This window comes from Rhodoferax sp., from assembly GCF_023701345.1.
GTDB lineage: Bacteria > Pseudomonadota > Gammaproteobacteria > Burkholderiales > Burkholderiaceae_C > Rhodoferax.
Window position 1 is genome coordinate 1 of record NZ_JAMPXE010000014.1, and the last position, 21827, is coordinate 21827.

General features: G+C 58.2%; 21 protein-coding genes. 13 read left to right on the plus strand and 8 right to left on the minus strand.

What is annotated here, in order from left to right; genetic code table 11:
- The 5 genes from NDI87_RS03370 to NDI87_RS03390 all read left to right on the plus strand — a co-directional run.
- A partial coding sequence (locus NDI87_RS03370) for an ImmA/IrrE family metallo-endopeptidase (protein ID WP_296273394.1) occupies window positions 1-718 on the plus strand: 718 nt, incomplete at its 5' end.
- Window positions 715-1212, plus strand: a complete 498-nt coding sequence (locus tag NDI87_RS03375; RefSeq protein WP_296273395.1) for a DUF4411 family protein — start codon at window positions 715-717, stop codon at window positions 1210-1212. The genes NDI87_RS03370 and NDI87_RS03375, both read left to right, overlap by 4 nt.
- A 242-nt stretch (window positions 1213-1454) precedes the next feature.
- Window positions 1455-3164, plus strand: a complete 1710-nt coding sequence (locus NDI87_RS03380; protein WP_296273396.1) for an ATP-binding protein — start codon at window positions 1455-1457, stop codon at window positions 3162-3164.
- Window positions 3157-4587 (plus strand): UvrD-helicase domain-containing protein, encoded by a 1431-nt coding sequence (locus NDI87_RS03385; protein ID WP_296273397.1) that lies wholly within the window; start codon window positions 3157-3159, stop codon window positions 4585-4587. The genes NDI87_RS03380 and NDI87_RS03385 overlap by 8 nt, the downstream gene beginning before the upstream one ends.
- Window positions 4588-4781: 194 nt before the next feature.
- Window positions 4782-5675 (plus strand): hypothetical protein, encoded by an 894-nt coding sequence (locus tag NDI87_RS03390; RefSeq protein WP_296273398.1) that lies wholly within the window; start codon window positions 4782-4784, stop codon window positions 5673-5675.
- A gap of 103 nt (window positions 5676-5778) precedes the next feature.
- Here the strand turns inward: NDI87_RS03390 and NDI87_RS03395 are convergent, their stop codons facing one another.
- Window positions 5779-6201, minus strand: coding sequence for a transcriptional regulator (locus NDI87_RS03395; RefSeq protein WP_296273399.1), 423 nt, complete (start codon window positions 6199-6201; stop codon window positions 5779-5781).
- A gap of 102 nt (window positions 6202-6303) precedes the next feature.
- Between NDI87_RS03395 and NDI87_RS03400 the strand changes: the two genes are divergently transcribed.
- Window positions 6304-8418 carry a site-specific DNA-methyltransferase gene (locus tag NDI87_RS03400; RefSeq protein ID WP_296273400.1) on the plus strand — a complete coding sequence of 705 codons (2115 nt, stop codon included), beginning with the start codon at window positions 6304-6306 and terminating at the stop codon, window positions 8416-8418.
- A gap of 19 nt (window positions 8419-8437) precedes the next feature.
- Here NDI87_RS03400 and NDI87_RS03405 read toward each other — a convergent pair whose 3' ends face one another.
- Complete coding sequence (locus NDI87_RS03405) at window positions 8438-8740, minus strand: HigA family addiction module antitoxin (protein WP_296273401.1); 303 nt, start codon at window positions 8738-8740, stop codon at window positions 8438-8440.
- A gap of 12 nt (window positions 8741-8752) precedes the next feature.
- The gene (locus tag NDI87_RS03410) at window positions 8753-9034 is read right to left on the minus strand and encodes a type II toxin-antitoxin system RelE/ParE family toxin (protein WP_296273402.1); all 282 of its coding nucleotides are present in this window, start codon (window positions 9032-9034) and stop codon (window positions 8753-8755) included.
- 52 nt (window positions 9035-9086) lie between these two features.
- Here NDI87_RS03410 and NDI87_RS03415 point away from each other — a divergent pair, with 52 nt between their 5' ends.
- Window positions 9087-12050 carry a DEAD/DEAH box helicase family protein gene (locus NDI87_RS03415; RefSeq protein WP_296273403.1) on the plus strand — a complete coding sequence of 988 codons (2964 nt, stop codon included), beginning with the start codon at window positions 9087-9089 and terminating at the stop codon, window positions 12048-12050.
- A 60-nt stretch (window positions 12051-12110) separates the two neighbouring features.
- On the opposite strand, the gene NDI87_RS03420 is transcribed toward NDI87_RS03415, so the two are convergent.
- A complete protein-coding gene (locus tag NDI87_RS03420; RefSeq protein WP_296273404.1) occupies window positions 12111-12758 on the minus strand; it encodes an OmpA family protein in 648 nt (215 codons plus the stop codon).
- Window positions 12759-12899: 141 nt separating this feature from the next.
- On the minus strand, window positions 12900-13967 hold the full coding sequence (locus NDI87_RS03425; RefSeq protein ID WP_296273405.1) for a CDP-6-deoxy-delta-3,4-glucoseen reductase: 1068 nt from the start codon (window positions 13965-13967) through the stop codon (window positions 12900-12902).
- Between the two features lie 43 nt (window positions 13968-14010).
- On the opposite strand from NDI87_RS03425, the gene NDI87_RS03430 reads away from it, so the two are divergent.
- Window positions 14011-14973: an SDR family oxidoreductase gene (locus NDI87_RS03430; protein WP_296273406.1), complete on the plus strand. Its 963-nt coding sequence runs from the start codon at window positions 14011-14013 to the stop codon at window positions 14971-14973.
- Here NDI87_RS03430 and NDI87_RS03435 read toward each other — a convergent pair.
- On the minus strand, window positions 14951-15985 hold the full coding sequence (locus tag NDI87_RS03435; protein WP_296273407.1) for a hypothetical protein: 1035 nt from the start codon (window positions 15983-15985) through the stop codon (window positions 14951-14953). The genes NDI87_RS03430 and NDI87_RS03435 overlap by 23 nt on opposite strands.
- 89 nt (window positions 15986-16074) lie before the next feature.
- Between NDI87_RS03435 and NDI87_RS03440 the strand changes: the two genes are divergently transcribed.
- The gene (locus NDI87_RS03440; protein ID WP_296273408.1) at window positions 16075-16884 is read left to right on the plus strand and encodes a UPF0149 family protein; all 810 of its coding nucleotides are present in this window, start codon (window positions 16075-16077) and stop codon (window positions 16882-16884) included.
- 10 nt (window positions 16885-16894) lie between these two features.
- Here NDI87_RS03440 and NDI87_RS03445 read toward each other — a convergent pair whose 3' ends face one another.
- Together NDI87_RS03445 and NDI87_RS03450 are read right to left on the minus strand one after the other, a co-directional pair.
- Window positions 16895-17383 carry a nuclear transport factor 2 family protein gene (locus tag NDI87_RS03445; protein ID WP_296273409.1) on the minus strand — a complete coding sequence of 163 codons (489 nt, stop codon included), beginning with the start codon at window positions 17381-17383 and terminating at the stop codon, window positions 16895-16897.
- A 33-nt stretch (window positions 17384-17416) separates the two neighbouring features.
- A complete protein-coding gene (locus NDI87_RS03450; RefSeq protein ID WP_296273410.1) occupies window positions 17417-17926 on the minus strand; it encodes a MarR family transcriptional regulator in 510 nt (169 codons plus the stop codon).
- Window positions 17927-18057: 131 nt separating this feature from the next.
- On the opposite strand from NDI87_RS03450, the gene NDI87_RS03455 reads away from it, so the two are divergent.
- The 4 genes from NDI87_RS03455 to maiA all read left to right on the plus strand — a co-directional run bounded on the left by NDI87_RS03455 (window position 18058) and on the right by maiA (window position 21783).
- A complete protein-coding gene (locus NDI87_RS03455) occupies window positions 18058-19260 on the plus strand; it encodes a 3-hydroxybenzoate 6-monooxygenase (protein WP_296273411.1) in 1203 nt (400 codons plus the stop codon).
- Window positions 19261-19330: 70 nt separating this feature from the next.
- On the plus strand, window positions 19331-20386 hold the full coding sequence (locus NDI87_RS03460) for a cupin domain-containing protein (protein ID WP_296273412.1): 1056 nt from the start codon (window positions 19331-19333) through the stop codon (window positions 20384-20386).
- 46 nt (window positions 20387-20432) lie between these two features.
- Window positions 20433-21134 (plus strand): fumarylacetoacetate hydrolase family protein, encoded by a 702-nt coding sequence (locus NDI87_RS03465; protein ID WP_296273413.1) that lies wholly within the window; start codon window positions 20433-20435, stop codon window positions 21132-21134.
- 10 nt (window positions 21135-21144) lie between these two features.
- Window positions 21145-21783: a maleylacetoacetate isomerase gene (maiA, locus tag NDI87_RS03470; protein WP_296273414.1), complete on the plus strand. Its 639-nt coding sequence runs from the start codon at window positions 21145-21147 to the stop codon at window positions 21781-21783.
- Window positions 21784-21827 lie beyond the last annotated feature (44 nt).

Consider the following 21827-nt stretch of genomic DNA (forward strand, 5'->3'; position numbering starts at 1 on the left):
GCGGACTGTGCTGGGCATTGACGTAGAAAATGGTCAGCGCACATGGGAAGTTTATTTCCGCCAACTGGTCGAAGCGGCTGAGGCCGTTGGCATCCTCGTCATGCGCAGCGGCATCGTTGGCAACAACACGCACCGCCCTCTGGACGTGGCTGAGTTCCGGGGTTTTGCCGTCAGCCATCCGCTAGCCCCCCTCGTCTTCATCAACAGCGCCGACGCCCCGGCAGCACGGCTATTCACCCTGATACACGAACTGGCCCATATTTGGGTGGGCAGCAGCGGCATATCCAACGCCAGTCCTGGCAACGCCCGGCGGGAAGAAGTTTTCTGCAATGCCGTGGCCGGTGAGTTTCTGGCACCCCATGACGTGTTCATCCCCCTGTGGACTGCAAGCACCGACAGCCTGCCCGAGCGTGTGGCCGAACTGGCCCAGCGCTTTCACGTCAGCCGCCTTGTCATCATGCGGCGTGCATTTGATTTGGACCTGGTGGATCACGCCACTTACCTGCAGCACTACCAAGCCGAACTGGCCGCCTTTCGTAACAAGCCGGGCGGCGGTGGCAACTTTTACCGCAATGCCAACGCCAAAAATAGCAAGCGCTTTGCCCGCGCAGTGCTGGCCGAGGCCTTGAGTGGCCGTTTGCTGCTGCGGGATGCCGGACGCCTTCTGGGTGTTCAACCAGGCAAGCTGAAAGTGCTCGCAGGAGTGTTGGAACAGTGATCTACCTGCTGGACGCCAACACGCTGATTGAAGCCAAAAACCGCTACTACCAGATGAGCATTTGCCCCGGCTACTGGGACTGGCTGCACAAAGCCAATCAAGCGGGTGAAGTGAACAGCATCCGTAGCGTGCGCGATGAACTGCAGCGTGGTAATGACGCGCTAGCCGAATGGGCCAAAGGCCAAGCCCCCTTGTTCCTGGATGAATCCGACCAAGCCACGCAGACCGCTTTTGCCCAAGTGGCCCAGTACGTGGCCAGCAATGCTTTGTTAATGAAAACTGGCGCAATTGAAGAATTTCTGGGCGGCGCTGACCCGTGGTTGATCGCCAAGGCCATGACAATCAACGCCACGGTCGTGACGCATGAGCAACTGAACTTGGCTATCCGCCGTAAATTCCTGATTCCCAATGTTTGCCAGCACTTTGGCGTGCGGTTTGTGGATACGTTTGAGTTGCTGAATGCGCTGGAGGCGCGGTTTGTGCTGGAAGGATGAGAACGGTCTAAACCGGTCACCCAATGTCTGGGAAGGCCGTGGTCCCCGGCGATCAAACTGTGTCGGCATCGGAAGGGCGCCGCTCGTCACATCGCGTCACAGTGCGTTCCACGAAAATAGGGATTAAAGCCAAGTCGCCCGATTCTCTTGAAGGTGATTTTCCGCGATCCCCTGGCTGGCAATGCATATATCCCGCTGCAGCTATGCCGGAGTACAGTGTTGATCTCAATAAAGGAGGAGACGTGAAAATAAGAAGAATCAATATCCAAAATTTCAGGGGCGTAAGGCGTCTGGAATGGAATCTTCCTGATCAGCAGATTTTCTGCCTGATTGGAAAAGGTGACTCTGCAAAAACGACAATCCTTGATGCCATCCGGTGTGTCTTCAATCCTCAATGGAACCTCGCATTCAACGACTCGGATTTTCATCTTTGCAAAACCGACGATCCGATCAAGATTGAGATCGTCATCGGTGATCTGCCTGATGAATTCTGTTCAGAGCAAAAATACGGTGCGCATCTGCGTGGTTTGGACAAGACCACATCCACGCTTCATGACGAGCCGGAGGATCACGATGAAATCGTGCTCAGCGCCCATCTCAGCGTGGCAAAGAACTTGGAACCGAAATGGAAGATCGTCACAGCCAGGAATCCTGATGGTGTGGACTTCAAGGCTGCAGACCGGGCGAAGGTCAATGTTGGCCTGATTGGATCCTACAGCGAGAAACAACTGACCTGGGCGGCCGGAACTGCCCTCGCCAAGATCACGGAATCGGAAAACCTAAGCGAGTCGCTCGTTGATGCCACACGCGCTGCACGAAACTCGCTCGATGGGCAGCGAGCCGCTGCCTTGAAGAACTTCGATGCGGCAGCGGCCAAGTCGGAGGTGGTAGCGAAGAAGCTCGGGATTCCGGTTGATGACTCTTTCAAGGTCAATCTCGATCTCGGCTCCATCAGTATCAGAATGGGCGGACTGACGTTGCACGATGGTGATATGCCGCTTCGGCAGCTTGGGCTTGGATCACGAAGGATGCTTCTCTGTGGCATCCAGAAAGAAAATCTCGAAGAGCGACATATCACTCTCTTCGACGAACTGGAACTGGGACTCGAGCCCCACCGGATCGCGCGGCTGATCAAGCACATCAAAGATGACGCAACGGGGCAGTATTTCCTGACGACCCATTCTCCGTCCGTTTTGCGAGAGTTGACAGTTACCCAACTCCACGTCGTACACAAGTCAGCCGGTGACGTGGAGGTGGTGGCCACCGCAGGCAAGGACCTGGAAGGGCTCAACATTCAAGGTCACGTTCGTTCCAGTGCGGAAGCCTTCCTGTCCATGAAGGTGGTTGTCTGCGAAGGCGCAACAGAAGTGGGCTTCCTGCGTGGCCTGGACAATTATTGGGTAGCGTCCGGCCTGAATCCACTGTCCTACGTGGGCACTGTATTGCTGGATGCTCATGGCGCCAGCAAGGTCAAAAGTCTCGCGACTGGATTCAAAGCGCTGCACTACGACGTATGTGCAGTGGCAGATGGCGATGCGCCAGCGCAGTTCTCGCCGAAGGACGCGGAAGACTTGACCAAGCAGGCGATCGAGGTGTTCATCTGGTCCGATCAATTGGCTCTCGAGCAGCGGGCGATGTTCGACCTGCCGTGGGCCAGTGTCCTTGCGAGCGTCAAGTTAGCACAGGAACTGGGGCTGTCTGTCCATGACAACGTGCGCTCAAAACTAAACGTCGTGCTCGATCCGGACATCATGAAGTGGCCCGATTCACCCGAGCTGCGCAAAGCGGTCGGCGACGCAGCGAAAGCCAACTCTTCGCCGTGGTTCAAATCCATCTCAGATGCGCAAAGCTGGTTTGACACGATAGCGCCTGCCTTCGATGATCCGAATTTCAAGCAGCGCGAGTTGGCCACCAAGTTGAATCGACTCCGCGCTTGGGTGGACCATGGATGAGGATTTGCCCAAAAAGCTCGCAGAGTTTGACGGCAAAGGCTACGTAATTGCGCCTGCCGGATACGGTAAGACGCATCTCATCGCAATGGCCGTCAAGGCCTCGTCGCAACGCCAGTTGATCCTGACACACACCTATGCTGGCGTCAACGCGATCAAAAAGAAGATGCAGGTACTGGCTGTTCCCGCGTCGCGCTACCAGATCGACACCATCGCAAGCTGGGCGTTGCGACTGTGCCTCTATTTCCCCAAGACCTCTAACTGGAAGAAGGAATACCCAAACAGCAAAGAATGGGGGAAGCTCTACGAGGCGTGCACTGCCATGCTCGACAGACCCTTTGCTAAACGCTTTGTCAAAAGTTCTTACTCGGGCATCTATGTAGATGAGTACCAGGACTGCTCGACTCAGCAGCACACGCTGGTCGAGGCGGTGACGAAACTGTTGCCTTGTCGTCTCCTGGGTGATCCCATGCAGGCAATCTTCGACTTTGCAGACCAACCAGTTAATTGGGAACAGCATGTCTATCCCCACTATCAGTTGCTGGGTGAGCTGAAAACGCCGTGGCGATGGCGCTTGGCCGGTGCTACCGAACTTGGGGACTGGCTCGATGATGCGAGAAAACGGTTGCGTGCCGGGGAAAAAATTTCGCTCGCTACGCCACTGCCCAAGGGTGTTCGAAGGGTTGCTGTTGATCTGACGGACTTCACCAACCCAGGGCGTCTCAATTTTTTCTATGAGTTCCTGGACCATGAAGAGACGGTGATTGCCATTCACTCAGGCGATCCGAAATCCAAGAACAAGACCCACAAGCTTGCGCAGTCGCTCGGCGGCAAGTTTTCCAGTATCGAAGAGGTCGAAGGAAAGGATTTGTTTAGCTTCATCAAAAAACTCGAAGCTTCCAAGACGGTCAAGCAGAAGCTGTGCCTGGCGATCGAATTCGCCAAGAAATGCTGCAACGCGGTGGATGGAATCTTGAGTGCTGCCACCAAGCGCGGGGAGCATGCGAAGGCCACGAAGGTAACCAAGTATCCCAAAATACTGGAGGTCGCTAATCACTACCTAGCAGACCCTTCGAGTCCGAATTTAGCGCGCTTGGTGACTGCTATCCAGACCAACCCGGAAACGTCAACGTATCGGCGCGACTTGGTGAACAGATTTATGAAAGTCCTGCGGACGCATGAGGAAAATGAAGGACTGAGTCTGTTGGAAAGCGCGCAGCGTTACCAGCGTGACTTCCGTCATTCCGGGCGGCCTATCCGTCACAACAAGCTCATCGGAACGACTTTGCTGGTCAAGGGTCTTGAGTATCACCACGCGATCATTCTGGAGGCGGAAGCCATGTCGCCCAAGGAGCTGTATGTCGCGCTGACTCGTGGAGCCAAGACCATCACGATAGTGAGCCTAGAAAACACCATTCCAACCTGACTCATGAAGCTCTTGCGTTTTTTGCCGAGAGACGCACTTCAAGCCAATGATGGCCACCAGAGGTCGATAATCCGGCACACTTCAGGCATGACTGAAAACATCCGACTCGAAGTTCCCGACGTCTTGGTGCAACACTCGGTACTGCTGAATATCGGGTTTTTATACAGCCTCGTTAGCCCTCAAGAAAGGTTGCCATGCGCGTAGTCAATATCGCTCAGTTTGAGAACTCGGTTGTCATCCACTTCGATACCGATGACACGCGCATCAATGCGTACACCTTAGCATCAACGCTAGTCGCTCTCGCCGACGCAGCGAAAGCCGCAAATACAACGTTGAATGTCGGCTGCGAAATAGAGATCGTCGTCGAGGCGCTGGGGCCCGGTAGTTTCCGCGCGCTCATCCGCGCACTGTATTCAAGCTCTCGTAACCTCTTCGCGAATCAGATCGTTATGGGTCTTGTGCTTGGGGTCCTGGGTAACTACATTTATGAACGTACGCTGGCAGTCGATGACAAGGTCACGGTTGAAGTCAAGACTGACGAAGTAATAATCCAAAAGGGCAATGATCGAGTCGTAGTCCCGAGAAACGTTTACGACGCGACAAGACGGGTTGAGAAGAATCCACAATTCGTCAAGGCTATGACTCGCACGTTCGAGGCCGTGGCGGCTGACGAGAAGGTCAAATCTTTTGGACTCGTCGAGAAAATGGATTCGCCTGCTCCAGCGATCCCAATACCCCGTTCCACGCTCATCTCCCTTGCCACACAAACGCCAGAAGACCCAGATTGTCGAGTCATCACTGAGCAAGCCGAGCTCCAGATCGTGAAGGCAATTCTCAAGAAGTCCAACCGTCGGTGGGAGTTCGTTTGGAGGGGAATCACGATATCAGCGCCGGTAGTGCATGATCGTTTCTATGTGGATTTCTTTGCCCACGAAATCACCATTGCGCCGGGCGACACGCTTGAAGTCACACTTGCCATTAAGCAGGCTAAAGACCCTGACACAGGCATCTACACGAACGTTGGGTACGAGGTGGTTGAGGTTCATGGTCATGTTCCCCGCGTCAGGCAAATGCCACTCACCGGATGACCGCTAATGTGCAGCGGGTATTCGGCCACACGTTAACTATTTGTAATTGGCTGTTTCAGCCATTGAGTAACCTCCAAGAGCATACTTACTGACCGTCAGTCAATCAGTCAGTGTCCCGAGCGTCTGGCCCATCAGTGCTTGCATGGACCTTGGCGAAAGCCAAAATCACCTCGCGGATGATCTTGCGTTGAGAGGCTGGCAGCTTGAGGAAAGCATCGAAAGTTTCCCGCTCCAGGTAGTCCACGCCTTCGTCCCAGCGCTGCTTGTGTTGCTGGATGGAGTTGCGTACTACCTCGCCAAAGCGCAGTACCTGTGGCTCCACCTTCAGCCATTCGGCAAGAACCTGCAATTTTTCTTGTGTTGGAATAGAACGACTGTTAAGCCAACCCCAGGCAGCTTGATTGCTGATGGAGCGCCCGTACCAACGTAAATTGAACTCGTGCTCTATCACGGACGGACTGGCTAAATACCCGGCCTTGATCATGGCATCGCGTAGCCGATTGCTGAATTCGATCTTTTCATTCATCCGCCCGAAGCTATTGAATGCTTGAGAAATAAATCAATTTTCAGTTGATAATCATTTAAACAATTACTTGATTTTGTTATCAACTGTCTGTTGATTTATTCAATGCCCAAATCTCTGCTCGAACAACTCCCCGAAATCGTGGCCAATGGCCGCAAAGAAGCCGAAAAAATCCTGGAAGGCATTGAGAGCCGCCACCGCGTGTCGCTGCAAACACGTGAGGTGGTGCTACCCGCCAAGGACTCTGCGGCGCAGGACTGGGTGACGGCGCAAAACCGGCAGGCACAACAGGCCAGCCACGACGACGCCTGGACCAACCGCCTGATTTACGGCGACAACTTGCTGGCCATGGCGGCGCTGCTGGCGGGCGATGACAACACGCCCAGCTTGCGCGGCAAGGTGGACCTGATCTACATCGACCCCCCGTTTGACAGCAAGGCGGACTACCGCACCAAGGTCAACTTACCCGGCGTGGAGCTGGAGCAAAAACCCACCGTCATTGAGCAGTTCGCCTATTCCGACACCTGGAGCGACGGCACTGCCTCGTATCTCGCCATGATCACGCCCAGGCTGATTTTGATGCGCGAGTTGCTGGCGGACACTGGCTCGATTTACGTGCATTTGGATTGGCATGTGGGGCATTACGTAAAAGTGGCGATGGACGAGGTGTTTGGAAAAGAAAATTTTCTAAACGAAATCGTTTGGCAAAGAACTGGAGCACACAACGACGCGGGAAAGTTCGGGGTTGTCCACGATGTGTTAATGCTTTATCGAAAAGGTAGCACGCACATTTTTGAGCCCGTATATGTGCCCCTTTCCGACGAACATCAAAGTACACGTTTCAACCAAACAGATGTGCTGAACGGAAAACGCTTCTTCGCTGGACCCATTACCGCCCCCGGCTCCGGACCACCCAGGGCTTTTCGTGGCGTAGAAATAACACCTCCTCAAGGTCGACACTGGAGCTATTCACAAGAAAACATCGACGTGCTGGAAGCTGACAACAAAATCTATTACTCCAGCACCGGCACTCCGTATTTGAAGCAATACATGGACGACTATCTTGAACAGGGTCGTCGCGTGCAATCCGTCTGGGTTGATTTGCTTCCTGCAAAAACTGGCGCTGAAATTCTCGACTACGCCACCCAAAAACCGGAAAAATTACTCGACCGAATCATCCGTGCCTCATGCTCCGAAGGAGGCCTCGTCGCAGATTTCAACGGCGGTTCAGGCACCACTGCGGCCGTCGCCGAAAAACTAGGCCGCCGCTGGATCACCACCGACCTCGGCAAGCCCGCCTGCATGATCATGCGCAAGCGGCTGATTGACCAGGACGCCAAACCCTTTCTCTACCAGGCCATCGGCGACTATCAGGTGGAGGCGGCCAAGGCCATGTTGGGGCGGGACTTCCGTATTGGTGACCTGTCGCAAATCGTGCTTTCGCTCTACGGCGCGCTGCCATTGCCACCCGACGTGAATCCGCAGCGCAACCTGGGGCAGATTGCGGGCATGGCTTTTGGCGCTGGCAAGAGCAGCAAAACGCTGGTGCTGGCCGATTCGCCCAACAAGCTCACTGGCGCAGCCACCCTTAAGAAGGCGATTGCTCAGCGCGATAACCTGATGGGCGGCTGGGACCGGGTGGTGGTGCTGGGCTGGAACTTTGAGCCCTCGATTGGCGAAACCATCACCGCGCTGAACGACAGTCGGCTTGAGGTACTGGTGATCCCTCCTGACCTGATGGACCGGCTGAAGAAAAAAGGCGGCATCGACAAGCTGCGCGGGCAAGTGAGGTTCTCTTCGCTGCAATACCTGACGATTCACCCGATTGAACGCAGCCCTTCGACAGGCTCAGGGCGAACGGAATCATCGGGCGAAAGGCAGGAAACGTTGACCGTCAAGCTCAAGAACTACGTGCTGCTGTCACCCGAAGCCATCAACCTCGACGACGCCAACCGCGTCAAACTGCAGGCCGTCATCAACCAGGAGCCGCTGGCGCTGATCGAATACTGGGCGGTGGACCCGGACTACGACGGCCGGGTGTTCCGCTCGGTCTGGCAAGACTACCGGGGCAACACCGCCAATGATGAAGATGCGCTGCGCGTGGTGACGCAGGCCGTGGTGACGGTCGCGCACAAGGTCGGCCCGCGCAAGGTGTGCGTTCGCGTGGTTGATGTGTTTGGGTTTGAGGCCGAAGTGGTTGTGATGGTGGGGGTGGTGTGAGGTGTTGACCGGAGTGGCTTCAAGCCGCAACCAGTTCCCGCACTGCCTGCAGACTGTCTTTAAGTGTCTCCTGCGCCACTTTCAAATCATAAGCAGTCTGCAAGTTCAGCCAGTACTGCGGCGACTGCCCCAGCGCACGACCCAGGCGCAACGCCAGTTCGGCAGTGACAGGGCGGTCACCTCTGAGCAGGTGCGAAACGCGCATGGGCGATACGCCGATGACCTCGGCAAAAGCAGTTTGAGTCAGTCCCATATCTTCCAGTGTTTCGCGCAGGAATTCGCCGGGATGGATGGCGGGCATGCCGTTGACAGGGGTTTTCATGGTGCTATTTCCTCAGTGGTAATCAATGATTTCAACGTCTGTGGCGTTGCCGCGCTCAAACCGGAAACACACACGCCAACGGTCATTGATGCGGATGCTCCATTTGCCTGCCAGATCACCCGACAAGGACTCCAGTCGGTTGGATGGCGGCTGGCGCATGTCTTCAAGCTGCGTTGCGGCGTCAAGCTGTGTCAGTCGCATGACGGCGCGGCGCAAGATGTCAGGAGGCAGACGACGCGACTTGCCCGTGACAAAGAGTCGCTCGGTTTCCGGGTTGGCAAAGTTTTCAATCACGACCAAATTATAAACAATTTGTTTATCAGCCAACAAATTCAGGGGCAACAATATGCTTGAAAAAGACAACCAACTCGCACTCTCCATGGGCCTGACCGCCAAGACCAATCAATTGTGTTTGGGCCTGGAGTCAGGTGCCGCCGACATTCTGGAACTGGTGACACCCACCACGGCCGAGCTGTTGCTGTGGTGGTTTGGCGACGACATGGTGCTGGCGCGCAGCGGCCTGAACTTTCACACGGGCCAAAAGCAGGCGATTTTGAATGCTATCGTGGCGCATGAGGTGTTGGGCAAAGATCATGAAAACTGGACGCTTCTTGACCTCTACAAAAAGGTTGCCCCGGATGCGTTGTTGGCTGGCACGCGCCTGAATGAGGTGGCACAGGCCAAACATGGGCACCCAAAATACTGCTTCAAGATGGCCACCGGCACCGGCAAGACCTGGGTGTTGCAGGCGCTGATGATCTGGCAACTGCTCAACAAAACGGCGGCGCTGGCTGAGGGGATGGACGATGCACGCTTTACCCGCCAGTTCATGGTGGTGGCGCCGGGCTTGATCGTTTACGAGCGCCTGCTGGATGCGTTTTGCGGCAAGCAGATCGAGAGCGAAAGCGGCAATGGCGCGCGCGACTTTGCCACGTCGGACATTGCCAAATTTGTCGATCTTTTCATCCCCGACGTGCATCGGGATGTGGTGTTTGCCTTTGTGCGCGGCAACGTCTGCGGTAAGACCGAGATCGGCCTGAAAGCCACCGGCAACGGCATGATTGCCATCACCAACTGGCATCTTTTGAATGAGGGTGACGTCGCCGAAGACGTTGAAGAAATCGAAGCCCTGGGCGCACCACTGGACCCGCAGCAAATCATCGAAGCCGTTTTGCCGCTGACGCCCGGACGCGCCACCGGCAACAGCCTGGACGTGCTGGACCGCCGTTATGCACGCGGCAATGTGCTGGAGTTTTTGGCGGATTTGCCTGAGTTGATGGTATTCAACGATGAGGCCCACCACATCCATGAGTTCAAGCGTGAGGGTGAAAGCACCGAGGTGGAGTGGCAAAAAAGCCTGTCAAGAATTGCCGAAACCAAGGGGCGGCGCTTTGTGCAGGTTGACTTTTCCGCCACGCCCTACAACGACGTGGGTGCTGGCAGAAACAAGCGCAAACTGTACTTTCCGCACATCATCACGGACTTTGACCTGAAAAGCGCGATGCGTGCCGGCCTGGTGAAGTCGTTGGTGCTGGACCGCCGCAAGGAAATCGGCGCGCTCCCTTTGGAGTTCAAGGCCGAGCGTGATGAGCAGGGCAACCCGGTCTTGAGCGAAGGCCAGCGCGTGATGCTGCGCGCCGGATTGAAAAAGCTGCGCAAGCTGGAAACTGACTTTGCCGGGCTTGACCCTACGCGTCACCCGAAGATGCTGGTGGTGTGCGAAGACACCACGGTGTCGCCGCTGGTGGCGGGGTTCCTGCAAGATCAGGAGGGGCTCAATGCTGACGAGGTGATGACCATTGACTCCGGCAAAAAGGCCGAGCTGGGCGAGAAGGATTGGGTGCCGGTGCGCCAGCGTCTGTTCAGTATTGATCACCATGCCACGCCCCGCGTGATCGTGAGCGTGCTGATGCTGCGCGAGGGCTTTGACGTGAACAACATTTGCGTGATCGTGCCCTTGCGCAGTTCGCAAGCGCAGATTCTGCTGGAACAAACCATTGGTCGGGGCCTGCGCCTGATGTGGCGTGACGACGAATACACCGACCTGAAACGCGAAAACCGCGAACGCATCAACGCGGGACAGGAGCCCGGCAGCTTGCTGGATGTGTTGTCGATTGTTGAGCACCCGGCCTTTCAGTCGTTTTATGACGAATTGATTGCCGAAGGTCTGGCGGGCACCACGGGCGACGACATGGATGACACCAGTGCGACCGGTGACGTGATCGCCGCCGAGTTGCGCGAAGGTTTTGAGGCGTTTGATTTTGGCATTCCGTTCATCTTGCAAGAGGCCGATGAAGTGCGTGACCACCATGCGCTGGATGTGTGCTCCTTGCCTGCATTTATCGCCATGAGCGTTGCGCAATTGACTGGCTTGCTTGGCAAGGGCGACACCTTTATTTCACAAGACCTGCAAAGCGCAACGCTGTTCGGCGACTACCGTGTGGACGGTGCCGTGATGAACGTGGGTGGCTATAACGAGTATTTGAGCCGCCTGACCCGTCGCATCAGTCAGGCGCTCAGTGAACCGATGCCAAAGGGCAACAAAATAGCGACACACCTGGCCAAACCGTATCTGCAAGTCAATACCGCAGAACTCACCGGTTGGCTGGATGACTACATCTGGACGCAACTGTTTGACCAAGCCTTTAACCCGCTGGAGGGTGAAAACTGGCGCGTGTTGTTATTGCAGCCCGTGGTGGATCACATCACCAAAGTGTTCGCTGTCGCGCTGCTTGAAAACGAGCAAAAACACAGCACCGGGCAAACCGAGGTCCATTTGCGGCATTTGTCAGAAGTACCCAAATTGATGATGCGCGAATGCCATTCTGTGGCGGTGTCCAAATGCATTTACACCCGCTTGGCCTGGCCCGCCCGCAACGGCGGGCTGGAGAAAGCATTGATCTATTGGGCGCAAGCAGATACGCAAGTGGAGGCGTTCTGCAAGCTCAGTGAAAACCGCCACACCTTTACGCGCTTGCGCTATGTGAAGGATGACGGCCTGCCTGCGTTTTACTCGCCTGACTTTCTGGTGCGAACGGCTGACGCGGTCTATCTGGTGGAAACCAAGGCACAAGCGCAGGCCATTCACCCCAATGTGCAGCGCAAGCTCAAAGCCGCGCTGGCCTGGTGTGATCGTATCAATGGTTTGCCCGTGGCGCAACGCGGCAGCGCGCCATGGCATTACGTGCTGCTGGCCGAAAACGTGGTGCATGAATGGCAGGGCAAAGGCGCACGCCTGGCTGAATTGCTGCATTACGCCCGACTGCGGCCGCTGGCAGAGGCCTCGCTGCAATCAAGCCTGGCGTTCTAGCGGAGTGCCATCCAGGGCAGAAAACTTCAGATCGTCGGGCGAATGAAAAATGGCGTGTGTTTACCGCGCCCGTTCCGCCAAAAACATCTCGATGCGGCGGTTTCTGGCGCGGCCGGCTTCGGAGTAGTTGTCGGCGATGGGCTCGTAGGAGCCGCGGCCGTCAATCTGGATGCGTTGTCCGCTCACGCCGCGGGACACCAGGTAGTTGCGTGCGCTGGCAGCACGGTTGACCGACAACGGGTTGTTGATGGCGTCCGAGCCGGTGCTGTCGGTGTGGCCCACGATGCGGATCTCGGTGTTGGGCTGGTTGGCCAGGCCTTGCGCAAACTGGTCCAGGATGGGGCGCAGATTGGGCTTGATGACCGCGCTGTTGACGTCAAATGAAATGTCGCTTGGGATGTTGAGCTTGAGCTGGTTGTCGGCGGTCTGCGTCACATCGACGCCGGTACCGGCGGTGGCTCGCTCCATGGCGGCCTTTTTCTGCGCCATCTGGTTGGACCAGATATAGCCGCCCAGCGCCCCGACACCGGCGCCAATGGCTGCCGACTTGGAGCTGTCGCCAATGGCGGCGCCCGCCAGTGCGCCAACACCAGCGCCAATGGCGGAACTGCGTTGGGCGTCCGACATGTTGGCGCAGCCACCGAGCAGAACAAGGGTGGCGCTCAAGGCGGCAAGCACCGGGCGATTGCGTGTGATCAGATTTTTCATGGTTGTTCCTTCAGGGTTGTGGGTAAATGTAATTTATACCAGCCAGGGCCCTGTGTGTTGTGTGCGTCAGCACACATGTGCATCAAAATGTAACGACGAATTGAGAATCCGCATGGATTCCAGGGTCTGTGCCGGGGGCCTTCAGGCCGTTGCGGTGGTTGTTTGGTCCACTTTGTCTGCCTCCGAGGTAAACGCATCGGCATAAAACTCGTCTTCCGGCAAACCGGCTGCCAGGTAGTCGGCACGCGCCGAGTCCACCACAATCGGCGCGCCGCAGGCATACACCTGGTAGCCGCTCAAGTCCGGCAGGTCTTGCAGCACGGCGCGGTGCACAAAGCCGGTGCGCCCGTGCCAGTTGTCCTCGGGCAGGGCCGCTGATACCACCGGCACATAACGCAGTTCGGGCATCTCGGCCAATTTGGTTTTGACCCAGTCATCCATGTACAGGTCGGCCGGACGGCGGCCACCCCAGTACAGCGTGACCGGGCGCTTGATGCCTTTGAACTGGAGGTGCTCGATGATCGCCTTGACGGGGGCAAAGCCGGTGCCCGAAGCCAGCAGCAAGATGGGTTTGGCGCTGTCTTCGCGCAGGTAAAAGCTGCCAAACGGGCCTTCAATGCGCAAGATGTCGCGCTCTTTCATGGTGGCAAAGACATGGTCGGTAAATTTGCCGCCCGGCATGTGGCGTATGTGCAGTTCCAGCCCCTGGCTGATCAGGTGTGGTGCGCTGGCCATGGAATAGCTTCGGCGCGCGCCGCCCTGCAGCAAAAACTCGATGTACTGGCCGGCGTGGTAGGCAAAGACCTCGTTGGCCGGCATTTGCAGCAGCAGGCGGAACACGTCGTGTGATTTTTTCTCCAGCAGCTTGACGCGCACGGGCATTTTCTTGATGGCAAAAGCGCCTTCCAGCGTGACCTGGCGCGATTCCAGCACCACGTCGCTCATGGGGCTGGCGCAGCAGGTCAGCACGAAACCCTGGGCCTCTTCGGCTTCGCTGAGTGCCTTGCTCTGGTGCGCGCCGTGGCTGACGCTGCCACTGAGTTTTTTGCATTTGCACGAGCCGCAAGCGCCATCCTTGCAGCCATAGGGCAGGTTGATGCCCTGCGCAATACCGGCTGCCAGAATGGTTTCACCGGCTGCCACGTCAAATTCGCGGCCGCTGGGTTCGATGGTGATGTGAAAAGCACTTGGGCTCGCGCTGCCGGTCATATTCTGGTTATCCTCAAAGCTTCAAATTTAAAAGGAGTCGATTTTGCCTGCATTGCGAAGCCCTCATGCGCTCCTGTACGCCACCCGTCCCGGCGCCTTGCCAGCGCGCTTTCGGCGTGAGCGTGTGTTGCTGGTCGGCTGCGGTGATGTCGGTCTGCGCGTGGCCCGCCAACTGGACGCACGGGTGCGCTTGCTGGCGCTCACTTCACAGGCCGCGCGCGTGGCCGAATTGCGTGCGCTGGGCATCACGCCACTGGTCGGTAATCTGGACAAGCCGGACAGCCTCAAGCGCTTGAGCGGCCTGGCCACGCGGGTGGTGCACCTGGCGCCGCCGCCGGGTAGCGGTGGCCAGGACCCGCGCACCCAGGCACTGTTGCAGGTGTTGCGACGGCGCTCGTCCGTGCAAAGCCTGGTGTATGGCTCCACCAGCGGTGTTTATGGCGATTGCCAGGGTGAGGTGGTCACCGAGGGCCGGGCGCTCAACGCCGCCACCGCCAGGGCGCAGCGGCGCATCGATGCCGAGCGCCGCGTGCGCCACTTTGGCCGCGCCGCTGCGGTGCCCGTCAACATCCTGCGCATACCGGGCATCTACGCGCCCGACCGCGAGGGCGGTACCCCGCGCGAGCGGCTGCAGAAGGGCACGCCGGTGCTGCAAGCCAGTGACGATGTGTTCACCAACCACATCCACGCCGATGACCTGGCGCGCGCTTGCATCGCCGCCCTGTGGCGCGGCCGGCCCGGGCGGGTGTACAACGTCAATGACGATACCTGTCTGAAAATGGGCGACTACTTTGACATGGCCGCTGACCTGTACGGTCTGCCACACCCGCCCCGGGTGCCGCGCGACACGGCCCAGGCGCAATTGCCGCTGATGTTGCTGAGCTTCATGAGCGAGTCCCGCCGCATGGACAACACCCGGCTCAAGACCGAGCTGCGGGTGGCATTGCGCTATGCCACGGTGGCGCAAGGCTTGCGGACAGGTGTTACTGCCCCGTTTGCATCGTGAAAGTAATTTGGGGAAAAGCCGTCAGGCCAACCTTGCCGTTCAGGGTGACCTGGTAGCTTGTGTTGGGTAGCAATGCCTGGGTGGGAATCACAAAGACTTCGTTGGGGGTGATGTAGGGCTCCCCATCAATGGGGTCTTCGTTGGGGTCATTGTCGTTGTTCAGTACCGTGAACGGCACGGCCATGCCGTTCAGGGTGATGCTGCTGCTGGCTGTGTTTACGCTGAGTACCTGTGGTGCATCCACCTTGAGGTAAATGGGTGGGCCCACGGGCGGGCTGGCGGTGGTCATCGCTGGAAACGGGTTGGGGCTCTCATCGGCAGGCACAAACTCAGGAGGAACATTGGTGCTGCCCTGGCAGGGATAGGTGACCACCTTGCCGGTGCCCAGCGTGATGCGTCTGCTGATATTTTCATAACCGTTGAGTGAGCCAAAGCGGTATTCCTCGCGCCATGTCGTGGCATTGATCATGGTCGTTTTCATGTAAGCGCCAAAGCCCACATCTGCGCCTTCATACATGGCGCCGGACAAGTGGTACACCGTGTTGAGCAGGCTGCGCATGGAGTTGGCGCCGCGCTCTTGCATGGTAGGAAAGTTTGGCGGGTAGCTGTACTCCCACACGGTCGCTGCCAATATTTCAGCCAGTGCCTTGTAGTTGTAACCCTGATAAGCGGCGCGATCCCACGGATAGACGCCGGTAAAGCCGGGATCGCCGGGTGTTTCCAAATGGCTAAGTACCGAGTCGCCCGTTACGATTGACCGGTCAACGAGGTATTTTGAGTGGCTCAGGGCGGCTGCATCAAGCTTGGCGTTTCGCGTCAATTTGACGAGCGGGTTGGCGCCATCAAAGCCGCATAAGCTGCGTGCTTCGCTCAATACATTCCAGGCCCCCTGTTCAGCCAGACCTGGCACATAGCTGGCTGGCACAACCGTCGTGGAGTCGTCGCCCCCGCCGCAAGCCACCAGACTCAGCGAGAGGATTAATGATAAGGAAAAAGAACTTGGATTTGTCATCGCGTTTAAACCCATGAAGGTCTTTGGCAAAGGATAAGCTTTCCAGGCAGGGCAGAATAGGGCCATTCACACTTTATGACATGTGCGCCATGACAATTATCTCCACGCCAGCACCTGGCGATGCCGAAGCCCTTGCGGAAACCCTTCAGTCCGCCGACTTCGACGAACTCGACACCATCCTGGACGACCTGCGCACGCGCTTTGACGAAACCCCGCAGTGGGAATTTTGCGAAGGTTTCATGGCGGCCCTGGTGTGCTGCCGCCGCGTGATCAGCCCGGCCGAGTATTTTTCGGTGCTGCTGGACCTGGAGGACGACAGCGAAACGCCATTGTTTGCCGATGAAGCCCAGTTCAAGCGCTTTTTCGACCTGTGGATGCGGCGCTGGAACGAGGTGGCCACCGCGCTCAATGCCGATGTGGAATCGCTCGACGACGAGCGCGCCTACCAGCCCGAAGTGATGGACCTGCGCGGCGCCATTGCCGCCCTGCCCGAGGCGCAACGCGCCGACATGGGCGATGCGCCGATTCCCTCATTTGGCCAGATCTGGGCCATTGGCTTCATGTACGCGGTGGAAAGCTGGCCCGATGAATGGGCGCCGCCGCGTGACAAGGAAGCCGCCAAGGTGCTTGATGCCGCGCTCGAATGCATCGTGGCCGTGACCGAGGACGACACCGATACTCCTACCGTGGCCGCCTTCGAGGAAGACGGCGAACCCACCATCAGCGAGCAGCGGCTCAATGACTTTGCTGATGCCATGTGGGCGGTGTACGACCTGCGTGAGCTGTGGCGCCACATCGGCCCGCGTGTCGAAACCGTGCACGCTGATCCCAAGGTGGGCCGTAACGACCCCTGTCCCTGCGGCAGCGGCAAGAAATACAAGAAGTGCTGCGGCGCTTAATAAGCTTGCGTCAAGGGTGCTTGGCCAGGTAATTGGCCAGCGCGGCGTGGGTTTGCACACGCATCTGTCTGCGGAAATACGGTGCCCAGCCCAGCACCCAGCCGCCCATTCCCAATGCCTGGCGTGACCAGCGCCAGAAGTCAAAGTGGTCGGTGTGGCTGGCAATCAGGCCTTGCGAGGTGAACGTAAAGTCGGCCTCGATGATGTTGTGCACCAGCCGGTTTGACACGCTGAAGCGGTAATGCGCTTCCCAGTGCACGTGGCCGCTGCGGTCGTCAGCGCGCACGTCCCTGAATTCAAGCTGCCAGTCGGCGCGGTTTTTGGCCAGTGTGGCGGCGCACAGCATGTGCCACATGCCACTGATGTCGCGCTGCCCCTTGAGCGAAAACGCCGGGTCGTCAAAAGTGGCATCTTCTGCATAACAAGCGGCCATGGCATCGGCATCCAGCGCGGCAAAGGCGGTGTAGAAGCGGGTCAGGGTCTGGGTGTTGGGATGCATTGATGCTTTCGCTGATGGTCGGGCGATTTTGCGTCAAACCGGAGTCATGCCGCCGCTAAATTCCTGGGCACTGACCGTATCGACCGGCATCTGGCTCGGGTCCGGGCTCTTGTTGAGCAAAAGATGGAGCAAGTGCATGAATTCGGCTTGCTGCGCTGGCGACAGCGGCGCCAGGATGAGTTGTTGTGTTTTTTCCATGCGCGGAATGGTATCCAGCAAAAGCTGTTCACCCGCAGGCGTGAGTGACAGCAGGCGCACGCGCCGATCGCTTGGCGAGGCGTTGCGCGTCAGCAGGCCGCGCGCTTCCAGCCGGTCCACCACGCCCGCGGTGGTGGAAGTGTCGAGCGCGATGTTGCGCGCCAGCGTGCGCTGGTCGAATCCCGGATGGTTGTGAACCATCTGCAGAGTGGCGTATTGCACCGGGGTGATGCCCAATTCGCCAATTTCATGGGTGAAGATGGCGACGGCCGCCTGGTGCAGGCGACGAATGGCGTGACCGGGCTGGGATTCAAGACTGATTTTTTTCAAAGCTGTTGTTTTCATTGGAAGATTTTAGGAAGACCTGGAGCTAGGGTTTTCACCTAGATTAAAAAACCAAGTTGATAACTATACTAATCATCAGTGTACTGATTAAATTTGTTTTTCTACTCTTATTTTTTGATGGAGATCAACACATGAGCGACAAGCAGGAAAATTTGCCGGTTCTGGTGGCTGGTGGTGGCATTGGCGGTCTGGCGGCTGCGCTGGCCCTGGTGCGCCAGGGGTTTCGGGTGCAAGTGTTCGAGCAGGCGCCCGAGATTGGCGAGATCGGTGCCGGCATCCAGCTCGGCCCCAATGCGTTCCACGCTTTTGACGCGCTTGGTGTGGGTGACAAGACCCGCAGCCGCTCGGTGTTCACCGACTACATGGTGATGCACGATGCGATCGATGCCTATCAGGTCGGCAAGATCGAAACCGGTGAGGCTTTTCGCAAGCGCTTTGGCAACCCCTACGCCGTGATCCACCGTGTGGACATCCACAAGTCGCTGCTCGAAGGCGCCGTCGAAACCGGCAAGGTTGAATTCTTTACCAACACCCGCATCGAGAAGGTTGAGCAGGATGCCGACAGCGTGACCCTGACCGACCAGAACGGCAAGCAGTGGAAGGGTGTGGTCGTGATCGGTGCCGACGGTGGCAAGTCGGTGGTGCGCAAACAGTACGTGAACGACCCGCCGCGCGTCACCGGCCATGTGGTTTACCGCGCCGTGGTCGACAAGGCCGAATTCCCGAAAGACCTGCAGTGGAATGCTGCCAGCCTGTGGGCCGGCCCGAACTGTCATCTGGTGCACTATCCGCTGCGTGGTGGCGAGCAGTACAACATCGTCGTGACCTTCCATAGCCGCGAGAAGGAAGAATGGGGCGTCACCGATGGCAGCAAGGAAGAAGTGGAAAGCTACTTCCAGGGCATCTGCCCGCAGGCGCGCCAGCTGATCGAATTGCCCAAGACCTGGAAGCGCTGGGCCACCGCCGACCGCGAGCCGATCGCGCAGTGGAGCTTTGGCCGTGCCACGATCCTCGGCGACGCCGCCCACCCGACCACCCAGTACATGGCGCAAGGCGCCTGCATGGCGCTCGAAGACGCCGTCACCTTGGGCGAAGCGTTGCGCGTGACTGGCAACGACTGGGTCAAGGCGCTTGACCTGTACCAGCGTTCGCGCATCACCCGCACCGGCCGCATCGTGCTGTCGGGGCGGGAAATGGGCCGCCTCTACCACGCCAAGGGCGTCGAGCGGCAGATCCGCAACTCGCTGTGGAAAGGGCGCACGCAAGAGCGTTTCTACGACGCGATCGAATGGCTGTACGGCTGGAACGTGACCAATTGCCTGGTGAAAGAGTAACCCCTTTTCCGGCTGACGCCGCTCTTGGCACAACCACCACTGCACATCGCTTTATACATAGGAAAACACCATGCAAGACCAAGACCGTTTTGACACCCTGGGCCGCCTCGAAGACCTGCCGCAGGATTACCGCGACGAACTCAGCAGCAAGAACCTGGTGCCGCTGTGGCCCAGCCTGCGCGCCGTGCTGCCACCCGGCACGCCCGCACGAAAAACCCAGCCCACTTACTGGCCTTATGCCGCGATCAAACCCTTGCTGCTCAAGGCGGGCGAGTTGACCCCGATCGAAAAAGCCGAGCGCCGCGTGCTGGTGCTGGCCAACCCCGGCCACGGCCTGGAAAAAATGCAGGCCAGCGCGGCCATGTACCTGGGCATGCAACTGCTGTTGCCCGGTGAACTGGCGCCGCCGCATCGGCACACGCCCAACGCGGTTCGCATGGTGGTCGAAGGCGAGGGCGCCTGGACCCTGGTGAATGGCGAAAAATGCCCGATGCAGCGCGGCGACCTGATCCTGACCCCCACCGGCCTGTGGCACGAGCACGGCCACGACGGCGAGCAACCGGTGATCTGGCTCGACGTGCTGGACTTGCCCCTGGTCTATTACATGGAGGCCTCCTACCATGTTGAAGGCCCAAGCCAGGCCGTGAAAGCCGGCGAGGGCGTCAAGTCGTACGCACGCGGTGGTCTGCGCCCGAGTCCGGTGTTCGAGCGCTCGAACCAGGCCTACCCGATGCTGCGTTACCCCTGGGAAGATGCGCGCGCCGCGCTGCTGGAGATGGCCTCGGACGCGTTTGCTGCCGAGGCGGTTCAGATCACGTATATGCAACCCGAAACCGGCGCGGACGCGCAAAACATCCTGGGCTTTTACGCCCTGATGCTGCGCCCGGGCCAGACGCTGAGCCTGCCCGCCCGTTCGCCAGCCCAGGTCTTCCATGTGATCGAAGGCCAGGTGAAAGCCAGCATCGTGGACAGCAGCTTCACCCTGTCGGAAGCCGACACCTGCTGCGCCCCCGGCTACGAAAAAGTGACGCTGAGCAACTTGTCGGCCGTGCAATCCGCGTTTGTTTTCATTGCCGACGAATCGCCCCTGCACCGCAAGCTCGGTGTCTATGAAAATCGCGGCTAAACGCCAACTCAGTTACTCCTCACTTACTTTTTTGACAGACAACACCATGACCCAATACCTCTGGAACCCGCCCGCCGTTCAATCCCTGCCCGTTCGTGGCAAGAACGAGCGTTTGCCGATCAACCGGCTGTTTTTTGTCGGCCGCAACTACCACGCCCACGCGGTGGAAATGGGCCGCCCGGTTGACAAGACGGTCGAGCGCCCGTTCTACTTCACCAAGTCCCGCGATACCCTGGTGGACAGCGGCGCCACCGTGGCTTACCCGCCCGAGACCAAGAACTACCATTTCGAGATGGAAATGGTGGTGGTGATCGGCAAGCCGGGCTTTCGCGTCAAGGCCGAAGATGCGCATGAGCTCATTTATGGCTACGCCACCGGCCTCGACATGACGCGCCGCGACCTGCAACTGGTGGCGCGCGACAAGGGCCGTCCCTGGGATCTGGGCAAGGACGTCGAGCAGTCGTCGGTCTGCTCCGAAGTGGTGCCGATGGCTGGTGTCATCATCGACAAGGGCGAAATCGCGCTTGAGGTAAATGGCGAAACCAAGCAGAAGTCCGATGTCGACAAACTGATCTGGAATGTGCGTGAAATCATTGCCGACCTGTCGCTGTTCTACCACCTGCAACCCGGTGACCTGATTTACACCGGCACCCCCGAAGGCGTGGGCGCAGTCGTGGTGGGCGACAAGATCACCGGCCATGTGGCCGGCGTTGGCGAAGTGGCCCTGACCGTTGGCCCGGCAGAGTAAATTCCCGGCCATGAAGCTCTACAACTTTTTCCGTAGCGGGACTTCGCACCGCTTGCGCATTGCCCTGAACCTCAAAGGTTTGCAGACTGAGTACGTGGCGGTGGACCTGCGCACCGAGCAGCACCTCAAGGACGAGTTCAAGGCGGTCAATCCGCAAATGCTGGTGCCGGCGCTGGCCGTCGACGGCAAGGTGCTGATCCAGTCGCCGGCCATCATCGAGTGGCTCGAAGAAACCCATCCGACGCCGGCGCTGCTGCCGACCGATGCCGATGACCGCGCCCATGTGCGGGCGCTGGCGGCGCTGGTGGGTTGCGACATCCATCCCGTCAACAACCGCCGCATTCTGGAATACCTGCGCAAAACCCTGAGTGCGGACGAAGCGGCGGTCAACGCCTGGTGTGCCACCTGGATCACGGCCGGCTTTGACGCCTATGAAGCCCTGCTGGCTGCGGACACAAAGCGTGGCAGTTTCAGTTTTGGCAATACGCCGACGATTGCCGACGTGTACCTGATCCCGCAGGTGGAGAGCGCACGCCGTTTCAAGGTGGACCTGAGCCGCTGGCCCCGCATCAGCGCGGTGGACGCGGCTTGTGCCGAACTGGATGCGTTCAAAAATGCGGCACCGCTGGTGCAGCCGGACGCGGGTTGATTGGTATCCATTTTTTTTTATAACCATGGACCTGTTGACCGCGT